We start from the raw sequence: 22,299 nt of genomic DNA on the forward strand, positions 1-22,299 counted from the left end.
ACCGAGGAGCCTGCAATGAGAACTTATATCGGCCTCGCCGTGACGGCTGTGATGATCGCGACGCTGGATGTTGCCGCGGCGCAGACGAAGGGCAGCAACGGCGGTCCCGTCGTCAAGTCGCAGGGGCATCCGATCGAATTCGTCAGCAAGGGGACCGACATCGTCTTTTACGTTGGCGACGACGATGGATCGCCGCTGTCGACGAAGGATATGCGGGGACGCGCAACGGTTCAGGATGGCGGCAAGACGGTCACCGTTCCGCTTGCGCCGGCCAATCCCAACATGATGACGGGAAAGCTGCAGGCCGAGCTGTCGCCAAAGGCGATCGTGGTCTTCTCCGGTAGCTTGCACGGTCATTCGTTGACCGCGAGATACGCTGCGCAATGATTGGGGCGTGAAAGACCGCGTTTGCGCCCGCAACGCGGCGGAGCTCGCGACCTACATCGCCGAGAAAGGCAAGCCGCTGCTGACGCTCAAGGTGAAGCGTGGGAGTTGAGAACGCGTAGGCAAAACTCGACAGCGCTTGGAAGAGCGAAGCGCCACCCCTCGGCAGGTTTGCACATCGGCGATTTCACCGCGACAAAGCGCCCGTGATAAATAGTGGATCAATCAATACAATCTGAGCATCAATCGGGATGGCATGAGCACGTAAAATAGGCCCTCAGAAAAATGTCGCAACGGAGGATCGACAATGGGCAATGCTACTTTTTTATCGAAGATTCGATTTGGTGCAGCTGGCATCCTGCTTCTTGCCGCAACCTCGATGGCATACGCGGCCTGGCCGGAAAGGAATATCACCTTCATCGTCCCATTCCCGGCGGGAGGCTCGTCCGACATGGTCGCGCGAGCAATCGGACAGAAGGTCTCCGATACGTTGGGGCAGCCGGTGGTCGTCGAAAACCGGTCCGGCGCAACGGGCGCTCTTGGAGCAACGGCGGTTGCCCGGGCGCCAGCGGACGGATACACCATTCTCGTCGGCTCGATCGGTGTCTATGCGACGAATCCATTTCTTCAGCCTAATCTGAAGTATGATCCTCTGAAGGACTTCGACCTTTTGACGGTCGCTGTGCGCGCACCGAACGTCCTGGTCGCCAACTTGAACTTTCCGGCAAACACCGTCGCCGAGTTGGTGGAGCAACTGAAGAAGGCCCCCGGCAAGATCACTTTTGCAAGCTCGGGTGCGGGTTCGTCCGATCATCTCACGGCGGCGCTGTTCTGGCAGCGCACTGGGACTACCGGTCTCCACGTGCCGTATCGCGGCGGGGCGCCTGCCGTGAGTGATCTCCTCGCGGGGCATGTCAACGTATCGTTTCAAAACATCAACGCCGTCATCGGGCAAATTCAATCCAAGCAGCTCAAGGTTCTCGCCATCACCGGCGATGCCAGATCCCCTCTTTTGCCCGAAGTGCCTACCTTGAAGGAACTTGGGATTGAAGGTGTCGACGTCTTTTCGTGGCAGGCGGTGGCTGCTCCGAAGGGCCTTCCTGCCGACGTGAAAGCAAAATTGCATGGCGAGATCGTCGCGGCGCTGAAGGCACCGGACGTACGCAAACGAATGGAGGATATCGGCCTCGAAATCGTGGCTAACACCCCGGAGCAATTCCAGGAGTTTCTGGTCTCTGAGTTGGCCCGCTGGAAGCGGGTCATCGAGGCCGGCAATATCACCGTGGAATAGGTTGCCTTGGGCGTGCTCGCGGGAGCGCGACTAGAGCATGATCCGGAAAAGTGCGTAGCGGCTTTCCGAAAAGATCATGCTCAAACATAAGCTAAAGCGCGATGACGATTCATCCTGATGCCATCGCGCTCCAGGCTCGATCGCAACCCTCGCGACGGTGCCACAATACCCCTGTTTTGCCCGACGGGTCAGAAATTTTTCGTAAAATCCGTAAGTCCTTGATTTTACAGCAGCGCGCTACTGTGCATGGGGTTGTTTTCGAGGTTTTGTTTTGGGCCCTCGATCATGCCCGGTCGGGCAGCAGCTCGCCGAGCGAGCGGATGATGCGGTCGGGCCTGACCGTCGAGCCCTCGGGCAGGCCCTCGCCATGCACGTCCATCCAGATCGCATAGATGCCGAGGCGCTGCGGCGTCACCACTTCCCATTCCAGATTGTCGCCGATCATCCAGGTGTCCTCAGCGGTGACGCCGAGCGCCTGCATCGCGTGCAGATAGGCGCGCTCCTCGGGCTTGCCGAAGCCGTGCTCGCCTTCGATCTGGATGTGGTCGAAGCGATGCGCCAGCTCGAAGCGTTCGATCTTGGCGCGCTGCATGTTGGCGGCGCCGTTGGTGACCAGCGCGAGCTTGATGCCGAGCGCCTTGAACTGGTCGATCGCCTCGTGCGCGCCGGGAAAGACGAACATCTCCTCCTCACGGTAGGCGGTGAAGCGGTCGGCGAGGCGAATGGCGAGGTCGTCGGGCAGGGCGCGGTGGCCTGCGGCCGCGAGCGCGGCGAAGCCGCCCTTGACCGTCAGGTGCCGCGCCTCGGCGAGCTTCATCCGCCACGCGGCTTCCGCACTGGCCCAGAAGTTTCGCGCGAAGGCCAGCACCGCGGTTGCGACCATCGGCGGCGGCAGCGGGGCGAGCTCCTCGGCGAATTCGGCCGTGATCGTGTTCCAGGCGATCTCGGGCCGGCCATAGGCCGACAGGATGGTGTCGTCCATGTCGATCAGCATGGCGCGCGGGAGCGGTCTTGCAGCGGGCTTCATCGTCGTCATGGCCATTTCACCTCCGGCGGCAGCGACGACAGGATCGAGTCCACATTGCCGCCTGTCTTCAGCCCGAAGATGGTGCCGCGGTCGTAGAGCAGGTTGAACTCGACGTAGCGGCCGCGTCGGATCAATTGCTCCTCGCGGTCCGCAGGCGTCCAGGCGCTCGCGAAGTTGCGCCGCACGATCTCGGGATAGATCTTCAGGAAGGCGCGGCCGACGTCCTGGGTGAAGGCGAGGTCGGCGTCCCAGTCGCCGCTGTCGTGCCAGTCGTAGAAGATGCCGCCGATGCCGCGCGCCTCTTTCCGGTGCGGCAGGTAGAAATACTCGTCGCACCATTTCTTGTACTTGTCGTAGTCGGCAATGCCGCTCGGCTGCGCGCAGGCCTGTTTCATCGCGGCATGGAAGGCGATGCTGTCGGGATCGTCCTGCGTCCGCCTTCGCTCCAGCACCGGCGTCAGGTCGGCGCCGCCGCCGAACCAGGCTTTCGTGGTGACGACGAAGCGCGTGTTCATGTGCACGGCAGGGACATTCGGATTGCGCATATGCGCGATCAGCGAGATGCCGGAGGCCCAGAATTTTGGATCCTCCGCCGCGCCGGGGATCTGGGCCCGAAACTCGGGTGCGAACTCGCCGTGCACCGTCGAGCAGTGCACGCCGACCTTCTCGAACAGCCGGCCATGCATCATCGACATCACGCCGCCGCCGCCAGCCGCGCCGGAATGGTCGGTGCGCTGCCAAAGCGTGCGCTTGAAGCGGCCGACCTCGCCCGGATAGAGGCTTTGCGGCGCGTCGTCCTCGAGCCGCTCGAAGCTCGCGCAGATGTCGTCGCGCAAGCGCTCGAACCAGGCGCGGGCGCGGGCCTTGCGGTGTTCGATCGTCGTCACGTCCATCTGCATTCGCGGGTCGCGTCCTATCTGATGCCGAGCGATTTGTGGGTCTGCACGCTGAGCCGCCATTGCGGATGGTGCAGGCAATAATCGATCGCGCGCGCGGTGTTCTCGATGACCTCAGGCCCGTCCATCGGCTGCAGCGAGAAGCGCTCGAAGGCGAGATCCTCAAATGCTTCGGGCATCGCCAAAGCCTGGGGATAGACCAGCTTCAGCTCGTGGCCCTGGCGCAGGACCAGCTCGCTGCCGCCCTTGGGGCTGACGCAGATCCAGTCGAGCCCATCAGGAGCTGCGATCGTGCCGTTGGTCTCGACGCCGATCTCGAAGCCTCTTTCGTGCAGCGCCTCGATCAGCTCGGCGTCGACCTGGAGCAGCGGCTCCCCGCCGGTCAGCACGACGTAGCGGTTGGCGGCAGCCGCCGTCCATTGCGCGGCGATGGTATCGGCGAGTTCCGCAGCCGAGCCATAGCGCCCGCCGAGCGTGCCGTCGGTGCCGACGAAATCCGTGTCGCAGAACTTGCAGGTCGCATCCGCGCGGTCGGCCTCCCGCCCGCTCCAGAGGTTGCAGCCGGCAAAGCGGCAGAACACCGACGCGCGCCCGGCATGGGCGCCTTCGCCTTGCAGGGTCAGGAAGATCTCCTTGACCGCGTAACTCAAGCCTCTCTCCTCAACCTGTCAAACCTTGCGGGTTCCGGGTCTGCCGCAGCGCCTCGCCGGCGGCCATGGCTACGCTCATGGCCACATTGAGCGACCGCAGCCCCGCCTTGATCGGGATCACCAGACGCGCATCGGCCGCCTCGACCACCGCATCGGTGACGCCGGCGCTCTCGCGCCCGAATAGCAGGATGTCCGAGCTCTGGTAATGAAAATCGCGGTAGTCGGTGGCGGCCTTGGTGGTGAACAGCAGCAGCCGGTGGCCCTGGCCTGCACGCCAGTCCTCGAATGTCGCCCAGGAGACGTGGCGGGCCAGCCTGACATGGTCGAGGTAGTCCATTCCCGCCCGGCGGAACAGGCGGTCCGAGATGGGGAAGCCCGCCGGTTCGATGATATGGGCATCGAGCCCCAGGCAGGCGCAGAGGCGAAGAATCGTGCCGGTGTTCTGGGGGATGTCGGGCTGGAAAAGTGCGATCTGCATGGGCGGCGGCGAGTTGGCTTGCGGGCGCAAAATGTCTCAATAAAACATCGCCCGCCCGGGAATTCGTGCATTGCACGCTCTCACGCCGTTAGCGGGCTTGCGCTCGCCCGGCAAGGGTGCCAATAGAACGATTCTGGACTGCTGTTTCACCCGTTTAGAGGTGAACAAGCCAAGTTCTGCCGCCGCGGGGGGCCGCGGGTGCCGGCAGCCTTTCCGGGGACCTCTTGGGCGCCCCTCGGAGCGGTTCCACCGGTAGCGCAAGAAGAAAGGGTTGGAATCGTGACGACAGCGTCTTCGGCGGACCATCCGACACGCCGTGATTTCTTATTCGTTGCAACAGGGGCATTTGCAGCAGTAGGGGGCGCGGCTGCGCTCTGGCCCTTCATCTCCCAAATGAATCCGGATGCCTCGACCATCGCCGCCGGTGCGCCGATCGAGGTCGATCTCAGCCCGATCGCGGAAGGCCAGGACATCAAGGTGTTCTGGCGCGGCAAGCCGATCTACATCAGCCACCGCACCAAGAAGCAGATCGACGAGGCGCGCGCCGTCAACGTGGCGAGCCTGCCGGATCCGCAGACCGACGAGGCCCGGGTCAAGTCGGGCCACGAGCAGTGGCTGGTCGTGATCGGCATCTGCACCCATCTCGGCTGTATCCCGATCGCTCATGAAGGCAGCTACGACGGGTTCTTCTGCCCCTGCCATGGTTCGGTCTACGATACGTCCGGCCGCATCCGCCAGGGCCCAGCGCCCACGAACCTGGCCGTGCCGCCGTACCAGTTCGTTTCCGACACCAAAATCCAGATCGGCTGAGCTTCGGACTCAAGTCCGAAGCTTCGCGCCGTCTCGTCGTACTATTTCCTCAGGATCGCATCATGAGCGGACCATCCGACTACCAGCCGAGCAATCCGGCCCTGCAATGGATCGAGCGGCGCCTGCCGATTTTTGGTCTCATCCATTCCTCCTTCGTCGCCTATCCCACCCCGCGCAACCTGAACTATTGGTGGACCTTCGGCGCCATTCTTTCCTTCATGCTCGGAATGCAGATCCTGACCGGCGTGATCCTGGCGATGCACTACACGCCGAACGCCGATCTCGCCTTCAAGTCCGTCGAGCTGATCGTCCGTGACGTGAACTACGGCTGGCTGCTGCGCAACATGCACGCGGTCGGCGCCTCGATGTTCTTCGTCGCCGTCTACGTCCACATGTTCCGCGGTCTGTACTACGGGTCGTACAAGGAGCCGCGTGAGGTGCTGTGGATCCTCGGCGTCATCATCTACCTCCTGATGATGGCGACCGGCTTCATGGGCTACGTGCTGCCCTGGGGCCAGATGAGCTTCTGGGGCGCCACCGTCATCACCAATTTGTTCTCGGCCGTTCCCTATGTCGGCGAGAGCATCGTGACGCTGCTCTGGGGCGGCTATGCAGTCGGCAACCCGACGCTGAACCGCTTCTTCTCGCTGCACTATCTCTTGCCGTTCGTGATCGCAGGCGTCGTCGTGCTCCACGTCTGGGCGCTGCACGTCGCTGGCCAGAACAACCCTGATGGCGTCGAGCCGAAGACGGAAAAGGACACGGTGCCGTTCACGCCGCATGCGACCATCAAGGACATGTTCGGCGTCGCCTGCTTCCTGCTGCTGTACGCTTGGTTCATCTTCTACATGCCGAACTATCTCGGCGACGCCGACAACTACATTCCCGCGAACCCGGGCGTGACGCCGCCGCACATCGTGCCGGAATGGTATTACCTGCCGTTCTACGCGATCCTGCGCTCGATTCCCGACAAGCTCGCGGGCGTCATCGCGATGTTCGGGGCGATCATCATCCTGTGCTTCCTGCCCTGGCTCGACACCGCCAAGACCAGGTCCTCGAAGTACCGACCGCTCGCCAAGCAGTTCTTCTGGATCTTCGTCGCGGTCTGCATCCTGCTCGGCTATCTCGGCGCACAGCCGCCGGAAGGCATCTACGTCATCGCCGGCCGCATCCTGACGTTCTGCTATTTCGCCTACTTCCTGATCGTGCTGCCGCTGCTCGCGCGCATCGAGAAGCCGCGGCCGGTGCCGAACTCGATCTCGGATGCCGTGCTGGCCAAGACCGGCAGCCGGTCGACGCCGATGGTCTCGACCGCGATCGTGCTGGCGCTCGCCGGCTCGCTGTTCGCGGGCTCGATCGACAGCGCGAAAGCAGCCGAAGGCAGCGATAAGCCGCCAGGCAACACATGGTCGTTCTCGGGCCCTTTCGGTAAGTTCGATCGCGGCGCGCTGCAGCGCGGCCTCAAGGTCTACAAGGAGGTCTGCGCCAGTTGCCACGGCCTGTCCTTCGTCGCCTTCCGTAACCTCGCCGAGCCCGGCGGGCCTGGCTATTCGGTGGCGCAAGCCGCGGCGTTTGCATCCGAGTACAAAGTCAAGGACGGCCCGAACGATGCGGGGGACATGTTCGAGCGTCCGGGCCGGCCGGCGGACTATTTCCCGTCGCCGTTCGCGAACGAGCAGGCCGCGCGTGCCGCGAACGGCGGTGCGGCCCCGCCGGACCTGTCCCTGATCACCAAGGCGCGCTCCTACAAGCGCGGCTTCCCCTGGTTCATCTTCGACGTCTTCACCCAGTACCAGGAGCAGGGGCCTGACTACGTCGCCGCATTGCTCCAGGGCTATGAGGACAAGGTGCCGGAGGGCGTCACCCTCCCGGAGGGCTCGTACTTCAACAGGTACTTCCCGGGCCACGCCATCAAGATGCCGAAGCCGATCAGCGACGGCCAGGTGACCTATGACGACGGCTCGCCGACTACCGTCGCGCAGTACTCCAAGGACGTCACCACCTTCCTGATGTGGACCGCCGAGCCGCACATGGAAGCGCGCAAGCGCCTCGGCTTCCAGGTCTTCGTGTTCCTGATCGTCTTCGCGGGCCTGATGTACTTCACCAAGAAGAAGGTCTGGGCCGCCTCGCACTGAGCGGCGAAAGACGAGAAATGAAAAAGCCCCCGCAAGGGGGCTTTTTTGTTGGTCCCGTGTCCCGGACGCGCGAAGCGCGCGAGCCGGGACACTGGATGCGTGGGGCTGGGCCCCGGATCAGCAATGCATCGCCGCACTGGACGATGCTGCGCATCGCCAGGGGCGCGCTGCATTTCATCCGGGGCACGAGAGTGTGTTGCTCGGCACGATTGCCTATCGCCCTCCCACCCGCCAAAATGCCGCCAACCAATCCCCCAGAAACTCACCGGAGGACACCATGGGAACCAGCATCACCTTCAAGCGCCCGGACGGTAAGGACGCCTCGGGCTATCTCGCCAATGCCGGGCGCGGCAATGCGCCGGGCGTCGTCGTGATCCAGGAATGGTGGGGCCTGTCCGATCAGATCAAGGGCCTGTGCGACCGCTTCGCGCTGGCCGGCTTCGACGCGCTGGCGCCCGATCTCTACAAGGGCAAGGTGGTGCCGTATCACGACACGGACAGCGCCAACAAGGAGATGAACTCGCTCGACTTCATGGACGCCACCACGCAGACCGTGCGCGGCGCCACGCAATATCTGTCGCGCAACGGTGCCAAGGTCGGGCTGACCGGCTTCTGCCTCGGCGGCGCCGTGACCATCATCGGCGCGACCAAAATCCCGGAGCTCGCGGCCGGCGTCGTGTTCTACGGCATCCCGCCCGAGCAGGCGGCCAAGCCCGCCGACGTCAAGATCCCGCTCCAGGCCCATTTCGCCAACAAGGACGATTGGTGCACACCAGAGCTGGTGGGCGGCTTCGAGAAGGCCATGAAGGCCGCCGGCAAGTCGCTGGAGCTGTTCCGCTATGACGCCGAGCACGCCTTCGTCAACGAGCAGCGCCAGGCCGTGCACGACCGCGAAGCCGCCGAGCTCGCCTGGGGCCGAGCGACGGAGTTTTTCAGGAAGCATCTGGGGTAGGAGCGTGAAGGACAAATCTGAAGCCGATGCGCAGTCGAAGCGTGAGGCCTTCAAGGTCCCGGAGGACCATCGCGCTGCCGTTCTTGAGGGGCTCCGCGAGGCCGATCGAGCCGAGTACGCGACCGATGCAGACATGGCCGCGCTTTGGAAGCGGTGCGGCCTCTAGTCCGTAGCCCGGATGGAGCGAAGCGGAATCCGGGGACTTTCCGATTGTGGACGAACCCCGGATTGCGCTGCGCTCCATCCGGGCTACCGCCTTGCCGCACCCTTGACGCCGCCCCCGCGCCATGGTGAGTATCCGCCCATGAGCACCGCCGTCCGCCCAGCCCGTCGTTGGTGGCGCACCTCCTAAAGAGGTGGCCGGTGCGATTTCATTTCTCAAAATCGTCTGAGGTCGCCACGCAGTGCGGCGGCCTGATCGTTTGTCCTGTGTGGCGTTTCCTCGACAAGTTTCGTAAGAGGACGACATGAACAGGACAGTCTTTGCCCTCCCGGCTCGAAGCGACTACGTGACCCGCGCGGGTCTTGCGATCACGCGCGTGGCCGAGCAGTTCACCGGCGGCGCCAACCGGCTCGACGACCTGATCAACCTGCTCGACCGCCGCCGCGGCGTGGTGCTGTCCTCGGGCACGACCGTGCCCGGCCGCTACGAGAGCTTCGATCTCGGCTTCTCCGACCCGCCGCTCAAGCTCGAGACAGTTGGCGTCAATTTCAAGCTGGAAGCGCTGAACGCGCGCGGAGAGGTGCTGATCGCCTTCCTCGGCGATGTCCTGCGCGAACCCTGTGTCGTCATCTCCGAGAGAACGGCGAGCCGCCTTGCCGGCCACATCATCCGCGGTGATGCGCCGGTCGAGGAGGACCAGCGCACGCGGCGTGCCAGCGTGATGTCGCTGGTGCGCGATCTCGTCGCTGCCTTCTCCGCCAGTGACGACGGCCTGCTCGGCCTGTTCGGCGCTTTCGCCTACGACCTCGTGTTCCAGATCGAGGACCTCGTGCAGAAGCGCCCGCGCGAGGCCGACCAGCGCGATATCGTGCTCTATATTCCCGATCGCCTGCTCGCCTACGACCGTGCCACCGGCCGCGGCGTGGTGCTCTCTTACGATTTCGCCTGGAAGGGCAAGTCGACCGAAGGCCTGCCGCGCGAGACCGCCGACAGCCCCTATCTGAAGACGCCGCGCCAGGGCTTTGCCGATCACGCGCCGGGCGAATATCAGGCCACGGTCGAGACAGCGCGCGCCGCCTTTGCCCGCGGCGATCTGTTCGAGGCCGTGCCCGGCCAGCTGTTCGCCGAGCCCTGCGACCGCTCGCCGGCCGAAGTGTTCCAGCGCCTCTGCGTCATCAACCCGTCGCCCTATGGTGCGCTGATGAATCTCGGCGAGGGCGAGTTTCTCGTCTCGGCTTCGCCCGAAATGTTCGTGCGCTCGGACGGCCGCCGCGTCGAGACCTGCCCGATCTCGGGCACGATCGCGCGCGGCCTTGATGCGATCGGCGATGCCGAGCAGATCCGCCAGCTGCTGAACTCGGAGAAGGACGAGTTCGAGCTCAACATGTGCACCGACGTCGACCGCAACGACAAGGCGCGCGTCTGCGTGCCCGGCACGATCAAGGTCCTGGCGCGCCGCCAGATCGAGACTTACTCAAAGCTGTTCCACACCGTTGATCACGTCGAGGGCATGTTGCGCCCCGGCTTCGATGCGCTCGATGCCTTCCTCACCCACGCCTGGGCTGTCACCGTCACCGGCGCGCCAAAGCTGTGGGCGATGCAGTTCGTCGAGGACCACGAGCGCTCGCCGCGGCGCTGGTATGCCGGCGCGATCGGCGCGGTGAATTTCGACGGCAGCATTAACACCGGCCTCACCATCCGCACCATCCGCATGAAGGATGGCCTCGCCGAAGTGCGCGTCGGCGCCACCTGCCTGTTCGATTCAGACCCCGCCGCAGAAGACCGCGAGTGCCAGGTCAAGGCGGCCGCGCTGTTCCAGGCGCTGCGCGGCGATCCGCCGAAGCCGCTCTCGACCTTTGCGCCTGATGCCACCGGCTCGGGCAAGCAGGTGCTGCTGATCGACCATGACGACAGCTTCGTCCACATGCTCGCCGATTATTTCCGCCAGGTCGGCGCCAGCGTCACCGTGGTCCGCTATGTGCATGCGCTCGACATGCTCAAGCAGAAGAGGTGGGACTTGCTGGTGCTGTCGCCCGGCCCCGGGCGCCCTGAGGATTTCGGGATCAAGACGACGATCGATGCGGCGCTGGAGAAGAAGCTGCCGGTGTTCGGCGTCTGCCTCGGCGTGCAGGCGATCGGCGAATATTTCGGCGGCGAGCTCGGCCAGCTCACCCATCCCGCCCACGGCCGGCCCTCGCGGGTGCAGGTGCGCGGCGGACGGCTGATGCGCAATTTGCCGAACGAGATCGTCATCGGCCGCTATCACTCGCTCTATGTCGAGCGCGACAGCATGCCGGAGGTGCTCAGCGTCACCGCCAGCACCGAGGACGGCGTCGCCATGGCGCTGGAGCACAAGACCCTGCCGGTCGCCGGCGTGCAATTCCACCCGGAATCGCTGATGTCGCTCGGCGGCGAGGTGGGGCTACGTATTGTCGAAAACGCGTTCCGGCTGGATGCGCCGGTCAATTGAGAGGCACGAATGACTTTTGACCACGACATCAAGGCCAGCGTCCGCACCATCCCGGATTATCCCAAGCCCGGCATCATGTTCCGCGACATCACCACCCTGCTCGCGGATGCGCGCGCGTTCCGCCGAGCCGTGGACGAGCTCGTCAACCCCTGGGCCGGCAACAAGATCGACAAGGTCGCCGGCATGGAGGCGCGCGGCTTCATCATCGGCGGCGCGGTGGCGCATCAGCTCTCGGCGGGCTTCGTGCCGATCCGCAAGAAGGGCAAGCTGCCGCATACCACGGTGCGCATCGCCTATTCGCTCGAATACGGCATCGACGAGATGGAGATGCATGTCGACGCGGTCGCACCCGGCGAGCGCGTGATCCTGGTCGACGATCTCATCGCCACCGGCGGCACCGCGGAAGGCGCGGTCAAGCTGCTGCGCCAGATCGGCGCCAACGTGGTTGCCGCCTGCTTCATCGTCGACCTGCCCGAGCTCGGCGGCGCCGCCAAGCTGCGCGCCATGGACGTGCCCGTGCGCACGCTGATGTCGTTCGAGGGGCACTGAGCGTCAACGAGGCAGAACAAGCTTCGGGGGCGGTGTGTGGGCCAAGGACGCGGTTCACCTCTCCCCGCTGGGGAGAGGTGAACACCGAGCTTCCCGATCGAATGCTTCACGACCGCTGCAATATCAGGCTGAGCTCGAGCTCCCGGAAGGCGATGTAGTTGCGCCGGGTCCATTGGTGCAGCTCGGTCGAAGAGTCCTTCTCCTGGCGCAGATAGCCCGTGAAGGAGAAATTCAGCCGGTCGATATAAGTCTTGAGGAAACCGGGCAGCGCGGGAAGGCGGAACAGCCGGCCGCCTCCCATTGCCGGCGGCAGCTCGCCGCGGACGACATATTCGTTGTCCACCGTGACCAGGTTCATCCGCGGGATCCGCCCACGCAGCATCTCGTGGGCGCGGGCCGAGACGCGGTCGGTGTCGGCCACGAACAGGATCATCGGCGCAACGTGGCGCCGCGCCGCCTCCTTCAGCAAGCCGATCTCGTCGGTCATCTTGAAGAACTCGTCGAAGGCGTGGAAGCCGAGGTCGATCACCTTGGCAAGTCCGTCATCGACGATGACGCGGTCCATCAGCTGCATCTTGCCGAAGGTGTCGATCACGTCGGCGGTCTCGGTCACCTTCGGCAGGTAATCGAGCAGCGACGGCTCCTTCAGATTGACGTCGAAGGCCGCGACGTTGCCATTCTTGAGCAGCAGGAATTCGCTCAAAAGCCGCGCCAGCAAGGTCTTGCCGACCTGCGGGCGGGGCGAGCAGATGATGTAGACGGGTGTCGCGGGCATCGCCAGCTATATCAGGCCAACTCACCGCCCAATCCAGCCGTATCAGCCCGGCTTGCGCAACTATTTTTCGCTGTTGCGGGTGGCGGATTTCGACCCGACGATGTCGGTCAGGCGGATGCGGTCGTATTCGCTCCAGACATTGGCCAGCCAGTGCCGGACATAACCGCGCAGCACGAAGGAATAGTTCGCGGCCTCGTCGCTGATGCCCTTGTTGGCCACGAATTTCAGGAACGGGACGGAGGACACCTCGACCTGCTCATAGGCCATTTCGTTGAGCTTGGGGATGGTCAGCTCGGTCGCGTCCTTGATGCGGTGGAAGTAGGAATTATAGGTCGCCTGGTCCCACTGGAAGAACTGGGTGTCGTTGATGAAGTTCTTCACCAGGAAATATTTCGCGCCCCCCATGAAGCCTGCGGTCTCTGCGATCTCCTCCAGCGAGGCGATCGAGGGTCCGAGGATGTGGAACACGGCGAAGGTGATCTGGCCGGCCTTGGCGGCGTCGAGGAAGCCGATGTCGCGCAGCGAGGCCAGCGCCGGCGAAAGCAGGCCGGCGCGGACGTCGATCACGGTGACCGAAGGGCTGACAGCGTTGAGCGTGTCGAAGATCTTCATCTGATCGGCCGTCGTCGTCATGTCGACGATCTCGGTGATGTCGGGGTGGAAGCGCTTCAGGGTTCCGCGCGGCGACTCCGTGTCGAACGCCCGCGTCGGCACGTTGTTGGCCGAGAAATAATCGAGCAGGGTGCGCGATACCGTGGTCTTGCCGACCCCGCCCTTGTCCGCGCCCACCACAACCACTGCCGGCTTTGCCATTGCTGTCCCCTAACGCGCGCCCCCGATCGCGAGGTCGCAATCGGCCGGGCCCCAAATCGATGTCCCGAAAGACGTCCCGAGTCTGCTGTTGGGCGCGAACATGGCAGAAACAAGGGAGAATTCAATTCCTCGCGCTCCACTTACGGCAATTCCCGAGGATTTTCCCGATTGCCGGGAAACCCGGCGCATGAAGCGGCAAATCACGCCGTCAGTGACGGCCCCACGGTCCCATCGGATTGGCTGCCGGGGCTCCAGAGGGACTGGGCGCGGGAACGGGCGGCGGGCTGGCGGGACCGGCCGCATCGCTCCACGGCCCCTGCGAGAGCGGCGGCGGCCCGTCCTGTGCGCCGGCATGTTCGGTCTCGAGTTGTTCCGTCTCTTCGGCGGGGTCCGGCAGCGGGCCTGGATCGCGCCCGCCGGCGAACTTGACCAGCGCGTCGATCCGGGACTGCACGGAAGGATGGGTCGCGAACAGGTCGGCAAAGCCCTCGCGCGGATTGTCGACGCAGAGCTCCATCACGGCCGAGGTCGCGCCGGGAAGCTCGCCGCGGCCCTCGATCTTGCGCAGCGCCGAGATCATGGCGTCGGGGTCTTTCGTCAGCTCGACCGAACCGGCGTCGGCGAGATATTCGCGCGACCGCGACAGTGCGAGTTTCACCACCTGCGACAGCAGCCAGGCCAGCACGATCAGCACGATGGCGATGATGATGACGATGATCGCGCCGCCGCCGGAGCTCTTGCTGTCGCTCGATGACGAGGACGACCGCGACGACGAGGAGGAGCCCGAGGACGAGGAGCCGCCGGAGCTCCAGTTCAGATTCGTGAACAGGCGGAAGAACAATTCGCCGAAGAAGCCGACCACGCCGGCGATGATGACGGCGACCACCATGAGCTGCACATCGCCGTTCTTGATGTGGGTCAGCTCGTGGCCGAGCACGGCCTCGATCTCCTTGTCGTTGAGCGCATCGAGGAGACCCGTGGTGACCGTGATGGAATATTGCCGCGGATTGAGGCCGGTCGCGAAGGCGTTCAGCGCCGGGCTCTCCATGATCTTCAGCTTCGGCATGGTGAGGCCGCGCGAGATGCAGAGGTTCTCGAGCAGATTGTAGAGCCGCGGCTGTTCCTGCCGGGTGACGCTGTGGCCGCCGGTCACGGCATCGATCATCGACTGGTGAAAGAAATAGGCGATCACGATCCAGACCGCCGCCACGACCGTTGCAATCGGCGCGGCCTTGAGCAGGTCCGAGAAGGCGTGTCTCAGATAGTACGCGGCGGTCTCACTGTCGTCGATGAACACCTCGGCCACCAGCGCGCCGGCATAGACCAGCACATAGACCAGCGCGAACAGGCCGGCGAGCAGCAGCATCGAACGAAGCTTGTTCGAGGCGATGTGCGTGTAGAGACCATACGCGGCCATGACGCGATGCCCTGCCGGCCTATCGGCTCAAATCAGAACTTCACCTGCGGCACGGTCTCGACCTCGGTGCGGCTGGCGCCGAGATCGAAGAAGTCCTTTTTGGTGAAGCCGAACATGCCCGCGAACAGAGCTGCGGGCAGCTGCTGGATGCCGGTATTGTATTCCTGCACCGCGTTGTTGAAGAAGCGGCGGCTCGCCGCGATCTTGTTTTCGAGGTCGGAGAGCTCGGACGCGAGCTGCTGGAAATTGGCGTTGGCCTTGAGGTCGGGATAGGCCTCCGACAGCGCGATCAGCCGGCCGAGCGCGCCGGAGAGCTGGTTCTCGGCCGCGGACACCTGCGCCGGGCCCTGTGCCGACATCGCCGAATTGCGCGCCTTGATGACGTCGTCGAGCGTGCCGCGCTCGTGCGAGGCGTAGCCCTTCACCGTCTCGACCAGGTTCGGGATCAGGTCGTGACGCTGCTTGAGCTGCACGTCGATGTCGGCAAAGGCCTGGCCGACACGCTGGCTCAGCGCCACCAGGCGGTTGTAGGCGCTGAAAGCGATCAGCGCGAGGACGACGATGACGCCGAGAACGATCCAGCCGGTCGACATGGAGAACTCCTGAAGAGGGAAGAAGGCGGGCGCTAGGGTAGACGAAATTAACGCAGGATGAGAGCCCGGCGCGGAGGGAAGGTAAGACTTGGTCGGATCAGGAACGGCCCGAGTTCAAGGTAGGCACGGCCAGCGAAATTAACTTTCGGACATGACGGCATCGCCCCAGCGCCAGCGCCGGGCCTCGGCATAGGCCGCCTTGTCCCGCCGCGGGACGTTTGCCGGCGCAACCCCAGCCTCCGTGCAAAGCTTGGCCGCGATCTCGGCCTTGCCGACGTCCGGCGGTGCCAGCACGCGCGCGGCGCGGCTCGCGGGCGGGGTGCGGGTCAGGGCGACGTAGATGAAGCGCTCGTCCTCGAACGGGACCTCGGCGCCCTTGATCTGCCGGTGCGCCTGCGACCGGGGCAGGCGCTGGCTGAAATGGCACCAGTCGGGCGCGATGAGCGGGCACGGCCTTTCGTGCGGGCAGGGCGCGGTGACGAAGGCGCCAGCTGCGATCAGCTGCTGGCGCAGGGCGAGGATGCGGGCATAGCCAGCGGGCGTGCCGGGCTCGATCACCACCAGCGCGTGGCGCGCCTTGGCCCACATGGCCTCGGTCAGCTTGCGCTGATCGGCCTCGCTGAGCTCGCCGATGATGTAGCTGGCGATGACGAAATCGGCCTGTGAGACCTCGGCGAGGTTGCCGCCGGCATCGCCGGGCAGATAACGGCACTCCGCCAATCGCGAGCTGCCGTGTGCCAGTTCGAGCGCGAGCCGGCTCAGCGTGGCGTTGGCATCGAGCAGGGTAAAATCCTGTAGCGACGGAAAGGCTTCCGCGGCGGCCCAGCTGGCGGTGCCCGGACCGGCGCCGACGTCGAGCAATGTTTCGGGGGCGAGATCAGGCGCGATCTCGGTGAGCGCATTGAGGCTGGCCGCCACCGCCGCGTAGGTCGCGGGCATGCGCGCCAGCGCATAAGCGAGCGCATCTGCGTCCGACTTGATCGTGCCGGAGGTGCCGCCGGCGCGATACGTAGTCGAGATCCTCTGCGAGCGCCGGGCCGCGTCGCTGCGAGACAAGCCCTGTAGCTTGCCGTCGAGGGCGGCTTTCAGTTCGGCGGGAAGGGTGGGGGAGATCATCAGCAACCCCACGTCATTCCGGGGCTCGCGAAGCGAGAACCCGGAATCCATTTATCTGCAGCGTCGGTCGCACCATGGATTCCGGGTTCGATGCTGCGCATCGCCCCGGAATGACGGTCCAAGATCACGCCACGTTCTGGTCGAGAATGTCCACGGCCTCGGCGAGGCTCACCGACACCAGCTGCGACACGCCGCGCTCGGCCATGGTGACGCCGAACAGGCGGTTCATCCGCGCCATCGTGATCGGGTTGTGCGTGATGATGATAAAGCGCGTGTCGGTCGAGCCAGTCATCTCGTGCAGGAGGTTGCAGTACCGTTCGACGTTGTGGTCGTCGAGCGGCGCGTCGACTTCGTCCAGCACGCAGATCGGCGAGGGGTTGGTCAGGAACACCGCGAAGATCAGCGCCATCGCGGTCAGCGCCTGCTCGCCTCCCGAGAGCAGCGAGAGCGTCTGCGGCTTCTTGCCCGGCGGCTTGGCGATGATCTCGAGGCCGGCTTCCAGCGGGTCGTCGCTCTCGATCAGGTGCAGCGCGGCTTCGCCGCCGCCGAACAGCTCGACGAACAGGCGCTTGAAGTGGTCGTTGACGACGTCGAACGAGGTCAGCAGCCGCTCGCGGGCTTCCTTGTTGAGGCTCTGGATGCCCTGGCGCAGCCGCTTGATGGCCTCGACCAGGTCGTCGCGCTCGGTGACAAGGCCGGTGTGCTGGGTCTCGACCTCGCGCAGCTCTTCCTCGGCGCGCAGATTGACGGCGCCGAGGCGCTCGCGGTCCCGGCGCATCTTCTCGAGGTCCTCCTCGATCTCGTGCAGCGGCGGCAGTTCGGCGCCGGGCTCGAGCTCGGCAAGGCCGGCGACGGCCTGCGGCTCGACCTCGAGCATGTCGCGGATCTCGCGCTCGATGTCCTCGAGCCGGCGGCGGGCGCCTTCCATGCGCTCCTCGGCGCGGGCGGTGGCCTCGCGGGCGCTGGAGAGCGCCTCGAGCGTCAGCTTAGCGACGCGGTCGGTCTCGGCCATCGCGGTTTCCGCGGTGGCGAGCGCGTCGGCGGCCATGCGGCGGTCGTTCTCGGCGTATTCGATCTCGGTGATCAGCGCGCTGCGCTTTTCGGCGAACACGGCCGGGGCGTTTTCGAGCTCGCTGCGCTCGATCGTGAGCTCGGCGATGCGGGCCTGGATGGTGTCGATATGGGAGGCCGCGCTCTCCTTGCGGTTCTGCCACTCGGTGCGTTCGGCGAGGATCGCCTGCACGCGGCGATCGGCGAGCTCGGCTTCGCGTGCCAGCGCCTGCGCCTCGGCGCGGACCTGGGCGGCCATGCGGCGGCGGCCTTCGATGTCGCTGCGGACGGCGGCGAGCTGGGTTTCGGTGTCCTCGCTTGACGGCAGCTCGCCGATGCCGGCCTGGGCGTATTCGTAGGCGGCCTCGGCTTCGGCGCGATCGGCGGCGAGCCGGCTGTGCGCCTCCGACAGCGTCGCCTTGCGCGCGGCATGGCGGCTGATCTCGCGCTCGGCATTGGCGTGGCGCTCGCGCGCGACGTTGAGCTCGCGCTGGGCGCCGCGCCAGGCTTCGCGGCTGGCGCCTTCGGTGCTGGCCGCCATCTGCAGCTCGGACTCGGCATTCTCCAGCGCCTGGCGCTTGATCTGCGCGTCGATGCGGGCCTGCTCCAGCTCGTTCTCGATGTCGACGAGGCGGGCGCGCTCGGCCAGGCGCCGCGCGGCGCCGGTCGGTGCGTGCGCCGCGGCGACGAAGCCGTCCCAGCGCCAGACGTCGCCCTCGGGCGAGACCAGCCGCTGGCCGGTCTTGAGCTGCGAGACCAGCTCGGCGCCGCGCTCGCGCGGCACCACGCCGATCTGGGCGAGACGGCGGGCCAACTCGGCCGGCGCCTGCACATGGTTGGAGAGCGGCACGGCGCCTTCGGGCAGCTCGGGATCGCCCTCGGTGTGTCCGACATTGGTCCAGCGCATCGGCGCCGACGGATCGATCGGAGCGTCAAGATCGTCGCCGAGTGCCGCGCCGATCGCCTTTTCAAAGCCCTTGTCGACGGTGATGCCGTCGATGATCGGCGGCCACAAATTCTTGGTCTCGCCGTTGACGATCTTGGAGATCGTGCGCGCCTCGGTCTCGAGCCGCTGCACGCGCTTGTCGGCCTCGACCAGCGGCGAGCGTGAGGATTCCAGCGTCTGGCGTGCCGCGACATGCGCAGCTTCGCTGGCCTGCGCCGCAGCTTCGGAGGCCGCCAGCGTCTCTTCCGCCGTCTCGACCAGCGCGGTCAGCTCGTCGAGATCGCCGAAGCCGCCGGTTGCTTCGGTGAGCTTCTGCTCTTCCGCCGTGACGTTCGCGATCTCCTGATCGAGCCGGGCGAGCTTGTCGCGATGGGTGCGGACGTTGGCCTCGAGCTGGTTGCGCTTGGCGGTGAGGTCGGCGAGCGCGGTGGTGAGCTCGGCGAAGCGCTGCTCGGTTTCGGTCAGCACCGCCTCGGCCTCGGCAACGCGCTCGTCGACGCCGGAGCGTTTCTCGACGCGCGACTTGATCTCTTCCTTCAGCTCGGCATCTTCGGCGTCGAGCCGCTGCAGCGCGACGTCGGCATCCATGGTCTGCTGCTGAGCACGGGAAATGTCGCCCTCGAACTGGGCAAGGCGGCGCTCGAGCTCGGCGACGCGCTCCTTGGCGCGCTCTTCCTCACGGTCGAGCTGCTCGCGGGCATTGGTCAGGCGCTGCAGGCCGGCGGCGGCGCGCGCTTCGGCATCACGCAGCGCCGGCATCTCGGCGGCGCGGATCGCCTGGATGCGGGCGGCTTCGGCCTGGTGCTGGGTGCGCTCGGCCATCTCGCGCACGGCGAGATCGTGGGTCTGGCCGGATTCGTTGACGTCGGCATGGGCACCGACCCAGCGCAGGTGGAACAGCGTGGCTTCGGCCTTGCGGACCTTGGCGGCGACCTCGCGATAGCGCACGGCCTGGCGGGCCTGCTTCTTCAGGCCTTCCATCTGGCCGGAGAGCTGGCCGATCACATCCTCGACGCGGGTGAGATTGGTTTCGGCCGCCTTCAGCCGCAGCTCGGCCTCGTGACGGCGGGCATGCAGGCCGGCAACGCCCGCGGCATCTTCCAGCACGCGGCGGCGCTGCTCGGGCTTGGCCTGGATGATCTCGCCGATCTTGCCCTGGTGGACGAGAGCGGGCGAGCGCGCGCCGGTGGCGGCGTCCGCGAACAGGATCTGCACGTCGCGGGCGCGCACGTCGCGGCCGTTGATGCGATAGACCGAGCCCGCCTCGCGCTCGATGCGGCGGGAGATTTCCAGGATCTGGCTGTCGTTCATCGCCGCCGGCGCGGTGCGATCGGCATTGTCGATCGTCATCGTCACTTCGGCATGGTTGCGCGCCGGACGGTTGCCGGAGCCGGCGAAGATCACCGCATCCATGTCGGCGGCGCGCAAGCTCTTGTAGGAGGTCTCGCCCATCGCCCAGCGCAGCGCCTCGACGAGATTGGACTTGCCGCAGCCGTTGGGGCCGACCACGCCGGTCAGGCCGGGCTCGATGACGAAGTCCGTGGGCTCAACGAAGGACTTGAAACCGTGAAGGCGCAGGCGGGTGATTTTCATAAGCACGCATCTCTGTTGGCAGGCGCGAATCCCCCTGCCGGGACAGTACCATGGAAGGCAATGTCGCTGTCTGGGTGAGTCGCGCGAGGCGCCTCATGCGGCTGGACAATGGCCGCGGTGCGCCGCCAGGGCAACCGGCGAAAGCCGCTTTTCCCAAGGGATTTATGCCGGGAAAGATACGGCTTTCGAGATGCGAATCAGGATCTTGACGAGCGAATCAGCTCTTCAGCAGCGGGTTGATCTTCTTGGCGAACTCCTCGAACGAGGTGTCGCCCTTGATCTTCTCGCCGTTGATGAAGAAGGTCGGCGTCGAATCCACCTTGAGCACGTCGCTGGCATATTTCTGGTCGGCGGCAATCTTGTCGAGCAGCGCCTGGTCCTTCAGGCAGGCCTCGACCTGCTGCTGGGTGAGGCCGGCCTGCTTGCCGATCCGCGTCAGGGTCTCGGTGGTGTTCTTCATCACCCAGTCATTCTGCTGGCGGAACAGCATGTCGGTGACCGCGAAGTATTTCGGCGCATCGTCCTTGGCGATGCAGCGCGACAGCATCGAGCCGGCGGCGGCTTTGATGTCGAGCGGGAACTCGCGGAAGATGTAACGCACCTTGCCGGTGTCGATGTATTCCGTCTTGATCTTCGGGAACACCTGCTCGTTGAAGGCGGCGCAGTGCGGACACGTCATCGAGGCGTATTCGGTGATGGTGACGGCGGCATCCTTCGGGCCGAGCGCCATGTCGGGCAGCGACACCGGCTTGGCGACATCGGCGGCCGACTGCGCCATTGCTTCAGGGATCATGGCGTCCGAGATGAACCGCAGCGGCGAGAGCCCGGCGAACGCGGCAAGCCCGGTCAGCGACAGCAACGTGGTGAAGGCGCGGCGGGTGATGATCAAGGTCGGCTCCCGGGATTGGCAAGGTTCGCCCGAAGGACGGGTCAAGGTTTCCTGCTCGGACGGCCTGTCGCTAGCTTGAAACGTCGTTTGAGGCAATGGCGGGCGCTACGGACAGGTCCAGTTTGGCCGCGGAATGAGGCTCAATTTCGCTTGATGGCGGCCCCCAGGCGCGCCAGCGCGGTCTTCAGTTCTTCATCTTCGATCTCGGTCAGGTTCTCCGCCACCTTGGCGACGGCCTTGGGGTCGGGTGGGCCGGGCCGCTTCCGGGCCCGCGGCCGCGACAGGGGTGCCTGGCGGAAGGCCAGCTTGCCGACAGCGCTCCAGCCGAAGAAGCGGTTGACCCGCTCCAGGATCACGTCGGCCGAATGCTGGATCTCCAGCGCCATCGGCCCCTCGACCCGCAGCACCAGGGTTGCCGACTCCTGCGGCTGACCCTCCACCGGCCGCGGCCATTGCATCTTGAGCGGCTCGGCATGGGCCGCGATCTCCGGCCCCGCGATCTGCGCCCACCGCGTCACCAGCTCGCGCGCCGCAAAGCCCTGCTTGGCATAGGCCTCGGCAAAGACGTCGTCGAGCAGGATCCCGAGCGGTTTGGCGCTGACGCGGCCGGGCTTGAAGATGGGGCCGGATTTGGACATGAGCCGTCCGTTATGCCGCGGCGCGAGGCCGGATCGCCTTGAGGTCGCGATCGATCTCGCGCCGTCGTTGCATCAGATCATAGTCCATCTGCAGACCCAGGAAAAAGCCCTCCGACAGACCGAAATAGCGGGCGAGCCGCAGGTCAGTGTCGGCGGTGATGTCGCGCTTGCCGAGGACGATCTCGTTGATCCGCCGCGGCGGGACGTGAACGGCCCGCGCCAGCGCGTTCTGGCTCAGCTCCATCGGCTTCAAAAACTCCTCCAGCAGGATCTCGCCGGGATGGGGATTGCGGAGGAACCCGTTCCTAGTGGTAGTCGACGATTTCGACATCTCTCGGTCCTCCTTCATCCCACACAAAACAGATGCGCCACTGATCGTTGATCCGGATCGAGTGCTGACCTTCGCGGTTGGCTTTCAGGGCTTCCAGCCGATTGCCCGGCGGAACCTTGAGATCCCGCCAACACCCGCGCCTGGTTTAGCAAGCGCAGCTTTCGCAAAGCCACATTCTGAATGTCGGACGGCAGTTTTCGACTTCGCCGACCGGACCAGATCAACTCTGTCTCGGAGTTGGCGAAGCTCTGGATCATGTCTGTGTATAACGCAAGGCGTTATAGCGCGCAACGGTCCGGTCGCGCTGGCCACAGGCGGAATCCTCCTCTAGTA

21 protein-coding genes and 1 pseudogene are annotated in these 22,299 nt (G+C 65.3%); 8 read left to right on the top strand and 14 right to left on the bottom strand.

The window, feature by feature from the left end; genetic code table 11:
• Positions 1 to 15 precede the first annotated feature (15 nt).
• A complete protein-coding gene (locus tag N2605_RS05580) occupies positions 16 to 387 on the top strand; it encodes a hypothetical protein (protein WP_036024835.1) in 372 nt (123 codons plus the stop codon).
• A gap of 304 nt (positions 388 to 691) precedes the next feature.
• Positions 692 to 1,675 carry a Bug family tripartite tricarboxylate transporter substrate binding protein gene (locus tag N2605_RS05585; RefSeq protein ID WP_051056898.1) on the top strand — a complete coding sequence of 328 codons (984 nt, stop codon included), beginning with the start codon at positions 692 to 694 and terminating at the stop codon, positions 1,673 to 1,675.
• A gap of 283 nt (positions 1,676 to 1,958) precedes the next feature.
• Here N2605_RS05585 and N2605_RS05590 read toward each other — a convergent pair whose 3' ends face one another.
• From N2605_RS05590 to N2605_RS05605, 4 genes are read right to left on the bottom strand one after another with little or no spacing between them, the layout of a single operon-like run.
• Positions 1,959 to 2,717 (bottom strand): HAD family hydrolase, encoded by a 759-nt coding sequence (locus N2605_RS05590; RefSeq protein WP_260346024.1) that lies wholly within the window; start codon positions 2,715 to 2,717, stop codon positions 1,959 to 1,961.
• The gene (gene hemF, locus N2605_RS05595) at positions 2,708 to 3,595 is read right to left on the bottom strand and encodes an oxygen-dependent coproporphyrinogen oxidase (protein WP_260347412.1); all 888 of its coding nucleotides are present in this window, start codon (positions 3,593 to 3,595) and stop codon (positions 2,708 to 2,710) included. The genes N2605_RS05590 and hemF overlap by 10 nt, the downstream gene beginning before the upstream one ends.
• 20 nt (positions 3,596 to 3,615) lie before the next feature.
• The gene (gene queE / locus N2605_RS05600; RefSeq protein WP_260346025.1) at positions 3,616 to 4,248 is read right to left on the bottom strand and encodes a 7-carboxy-7-deazaguanine synthase; all 633 of its coding nucleotides are present in this window, start codon (positions 4,246 to 4,248) and stop codon (positions 3,616 to 3,618) included.
• A gap of 10 nt (positions 4,249 to 4,258) precedes the next feature.
• The gene (locus tag N2605_RS05605; protein WP_225114465.1) at positions 4,259 to 4,726 is read right to left on the bottom strand and encodes a tRNA (cytidine(34)-2'-O)-methyltransferase; all 468 of its coding nucleotides are present in this window, start codon (positions 4,724 to 4,726) and stop codon (positions 4,259 to 4,261) included.
• Positions 4,727 to 5,005: 279 nt separating this feature from the next.
• On the opposite strand from N2605_RS05605, the gene petA reads away from it, so the two are divergent.
• The 6 genes from petA (at position 5,006) to N2605_RS05635 (ending at position 11,805) form a co-directional block, all read left to right on the top strand.
• Positions 5,006 to 5,536, top strand: coding sequence for a ubiquinol-cytochrome c reductase iron-sulfur subunit (gene petA / locus N2605_RS05610; protein WP_036006265.1), 531 nt, complete (start codon positions 5,006 to 5,008; stop codon positions 5,534 to 5,536).
• Between the two features lie 62 nt (positions 5,537 to 5,598).
• Positions 5,599 to 7,671 carry a cytochrome b/c1 gene (gene fbcH / locus N2605_RS05615; protein WP_225143169.1) on the top strand — a complete coding sequence of 691 codons (2,073 nt, stop codon included), beginning with the start codon at positions 5,599 to 5,601 and terminating at the stop codon, positions 7,669 to 7,671.
• 277 nt (positions 7,672 to 7,948) lie between these two features.
• Positions 7,949 to 8,623 (top strand): dienelactone hydrolase family protein, encoded by a 675-nt coding sequence (locus N2605_RS05620; protein ID WP_036006275.1) that lies wholly within the window; start codon positions 7,949 to 7,951, stop codon positions 8,621 to 8,623.
• Positions 8,624 to 8,627: 4 nt separating this feature from the next.
• Positions 8,628 to 8,789 carry a hypothetical protein gene (locus tag N2605_RS05625; protein WP_157784007.1) on the top strand — a complete coding sequence of 54 codons (162 nt, stop codon included), beginning with the start codon at positions 8,628 to 8,630 and terminating at the stop codon, positions 8,787 to 8,789.
• A gap of 301 nt (positions 8,790 to 9,090) precedes the next feature.
• Positions 9,091 to 11,256, top strand: coding sequence for an anthranilate synthase component I (locus N2605_RS05630; protein WP_036006277.1), 2,166 nt, complete (start codon positions 9,091 to 9,093; stop codon positions 11,254 to 11,256).
• Positions 11,257 to 11,265: 9 nt separating this feature from the next.
• Positions 11,266 to 11,805, top strand: coding sequence for an adenine phosphoribosyltransferase (locus N2605_RS05635; protein ID WP_036024845.1), 540 nt, complete (start codon positions 11,266 to 11,268; stop codon positions 11,803 to 11,805).
• Between the two features lie 106 nt (positions 11,806 to 11,911).
• Here N2605_RS05635 and N2605_RS05640 read toward each other — a convergent pair whose 3' ends face one another.
• The 10 genes and pseudogenes from N2605_RS05640 to N2605_RS05685 form a co-directional block, all read right to left on the bottom strand.
• A complete protein-coding gene (locus tag N2605_RS05640) occupies positions 11,912 to 12,580 on the bottom strand; it encodes a hypothetical protein (protein WP_036006282.1) in 669 nt (222 codons plus the stop codon).
• A gap of 60 nt (positions 12,581 to 12,640) precedes the next feature.
• Positions 12,641 to 13,393 carry a P-loop NTPase family protein gene (locus N2605_RS05645; RefSeq protein WP_036024846.1) on the bottom strand — a complete coding sequence of 251 codons (753 nt, stop codon included), beginning with the start codon at positions 13,391 to 13,393 and terminating at the stop codon, positions 12,641 to 12,643.
• A gap of 208 nt (positions 13,394 to 13,601) precedes the next feature.
• The gene (locus tag N2605_RS05650) at positions 13,602 to 14,810 is read right to left on the bottom strand and encodes a M48 family metallopeptidase (protein ID WP_225147860.1); all 1,209 of its coding nucleotides are present in this window, start codon (positions 14,808 to 14,810) and stop codon (positions 13,602 to 13,604) included.
• 32 nt (positions 14,811 to 14,842) lie between these two features.
• Positions 14,843 to 15,403 carry a LemA family protein gene (locus N2605_RS05655; protein WP_036006288.1) on the bottom strand — a complete coding sequence of 187 codons (561 nt, stop codon included), beginning with the start codon at positions 15,401 to 15,403 and terminating at the stop codon, positions 14,843 to 14,845.
• A 138-nt stretch (positions 15,404 to 15,541) separates the two neighbouring features.
• Positions 15,542 to 16,519, bottom strand: coding sequence for a small ribosomal subunit Rsm22 family protein (locus N2605_RS05660; protein ID WP_260346033.1), 978 nt, complete (start codon positions 16,517 to 16,519; stop codon positions 15,542 to 15,544).
• Positions 16,520 to 16,643: 124 nt separating this feature from the next.
• On the bottom strand, positions 16,644 to 20,108 hold the full coding sequence (gene smc / locus N2605_RS05665) for a chromosome segregation protein SMC (protein WP_109144993.1): 3,465 nt from the start codon (positions 20,106 to 20,108) through the stop codon (positions 16,644 to 16,646).
• 217 nt (positions 20,109 to 20,325) lie between these two features.
• Positions 20,326 to 20,997, bottom strand: a complete 672-nt coding sequence (locus N2605_RS05670) for a DsbA family protein (protein ID WP_109144992.1) — start codon at positions 20,995 to 20,997, stop codon at positions 20,326 to 20,328.
• Positions 20,998 to 21,137: 140 nt separating this feature from the next.
• Positions 21,138 to 21,635, bottom strand: a complete 498-nt coding sequence (locus N2605_RS05675; protein WP_109144991.1) for a DUF721 domain-containing protein — start codon at positions 21,633 to 21,635, stop codon at positions 21,138 to 21,140.
• Positions 21,636 to 21,645: 10 nt separating this feature from the next.
• Positions 21,646 to 21,966: a HigA family addiction module antitoxin gene (locus tag N2605_RS05680; protein ID WP_036024868.1), complete on the bottom strand. Its 321-nt coding sequence runs from the start codon at positions 21,964 to 21,966 to the stop codon at positions 21,646 to 21,648.
• Positions 21,941 to 22,223: pseudogene (locus N2605_RS05685) on the bottom strand (type II toxin-antitoxin system RelE/ParE family toxin). Before N2605_RS05685 ends, N2605_RS05680 begins: the two are co-directional and overlap by 26 nt.
• Positions 22,224 to 22,299 lie beyond the last annotated feature (76 nt).

Source organism: Bradyrhizobium yuanmingense, assembly GCF_025200905.1.
GTDB lineage: Bacteria > Pseudomonadota > Alphaproteobacteria > Rhizobiales > Xanthobacteraceae > Bradyrhizobium > Bradyrhizobium yuanmingense.

Bases quoted from the DNA above. Each gene is read 5' to 3' on its own strand.
- N2605_RS05580 (WP_036024835.1), top strand. From the start codon at position 16: ATGAGAACTTATATCGGCCTCGCCGTGACGGCTGTGATGATCGCGACG.
- N2605_RS05585 (WP_051056898.1), top strand. From the start codon at position 692: ATGGGCAATGCTACTTTTTTATCGAAGATTCGATTTGGTGCAGCTGGC.
- N2605_RS05590 (WP_260346024.1), bottom strand. From the start codon at position 2,717: ATGGCCATGACGACGATGAAGCCCGCTGCAAGACCGCTCCCGCGCGCC.
- hemF (WP_260347412.1), bottom strand. From the start codon at position 3,595: ATGGACGTGACGACGATCGAACACCGCAAGGCCCGCGCCCGCGCCTGG.
- N2605_RS05605 (WP_225114465.1), bottom strand. From the start codon at position 4,726: ATGCAGATCGCACTTTTCCAGCCCGACATCCCCCAGAACACCGGCACG.
- fbcH (WP_225143169.1), top strand. From the start codon at position 5,599: ATGAGCGGACCATCCGACTACCAGCCGAGCAATCCGGCCCTGCAATGG.
- N2605_RS05620 (WP_036006275.1), top strand. From the start codon at position 7,949: ATGGGAACCAGCATCACCTTCAAGCGCCCGGACGGTAAGGACGCCTCG.
- N2605_RS05630 (WP_036006277.1), top strand. From the start codon at position 9,091: ATGAACAGGACAGTCTTTGCCCTCCCGGCTCGAAGCGACTACGTGACC.
- N2605_RS05635 (WP_036024845.1), top strand. From the start codon at position 11,266: ATGACTTTTGACCACGACATCAAGGCCAGCGTCCGCACCATCCCGGAT.
- N2605_RS05640 (WP_036006282.1), bottom strand. From the start codon at position 12,580: ATGCCCGCGACACCCGTCTACATCATCTGCTCGCCCCGCCCGCAGGTC.
- N2605_RS05645 (WP_036024846.1), bottom strand. From the start codon at position 13,393: ATGGCAAAGCCGGCAGTGGTTGTGGTGGGCGCGGACAAGGGCGGGGTC.
- N2605_RS05650 (WP_225147860.1), bottom strand. From the start codon at position 14,810: ATGGCCGCGTATGGTCTCTACACGCACATCGCCTCGAACAAGCTTCGT.
- N2605_RS05655 (WP_036006288.1), bottom strand. From the start codon at position 15,403: ATGTCGACCGGCTGGATCGTTCTCGGCGTCATCGTCGTCCTCGCGCTG.
- N2605_RS05660 (WP_260346033.1), bottom strand. From the start codon at position 16,519: ATGATCTCCCCCACCCTTCCCGCCGAACTGAAAGCCGCCCTCGACGGC.
- smc (WP_109144993.1), bottom strand. From the start codon at position 20,108: ATGAAAATCACCCGCCTGCGCCTTCACGGTTTCAAGTCCTTCGTTGAG.
- N2605_RS05675 (WP_109144991.1), bottom strand. From the start codon at position 21,635: ATGTCCAAATCCGGCCCCATCTTCAAGCCCGGCCGCGTCAGCGCCAAA.
- N2605_RS05680 (WP_036024868.1), bottom strand. From the start codon at position 21,966: ATGTCGAAATCGTCGACTACCACTAGGAACGGGTTCCTCCGCAATCCC.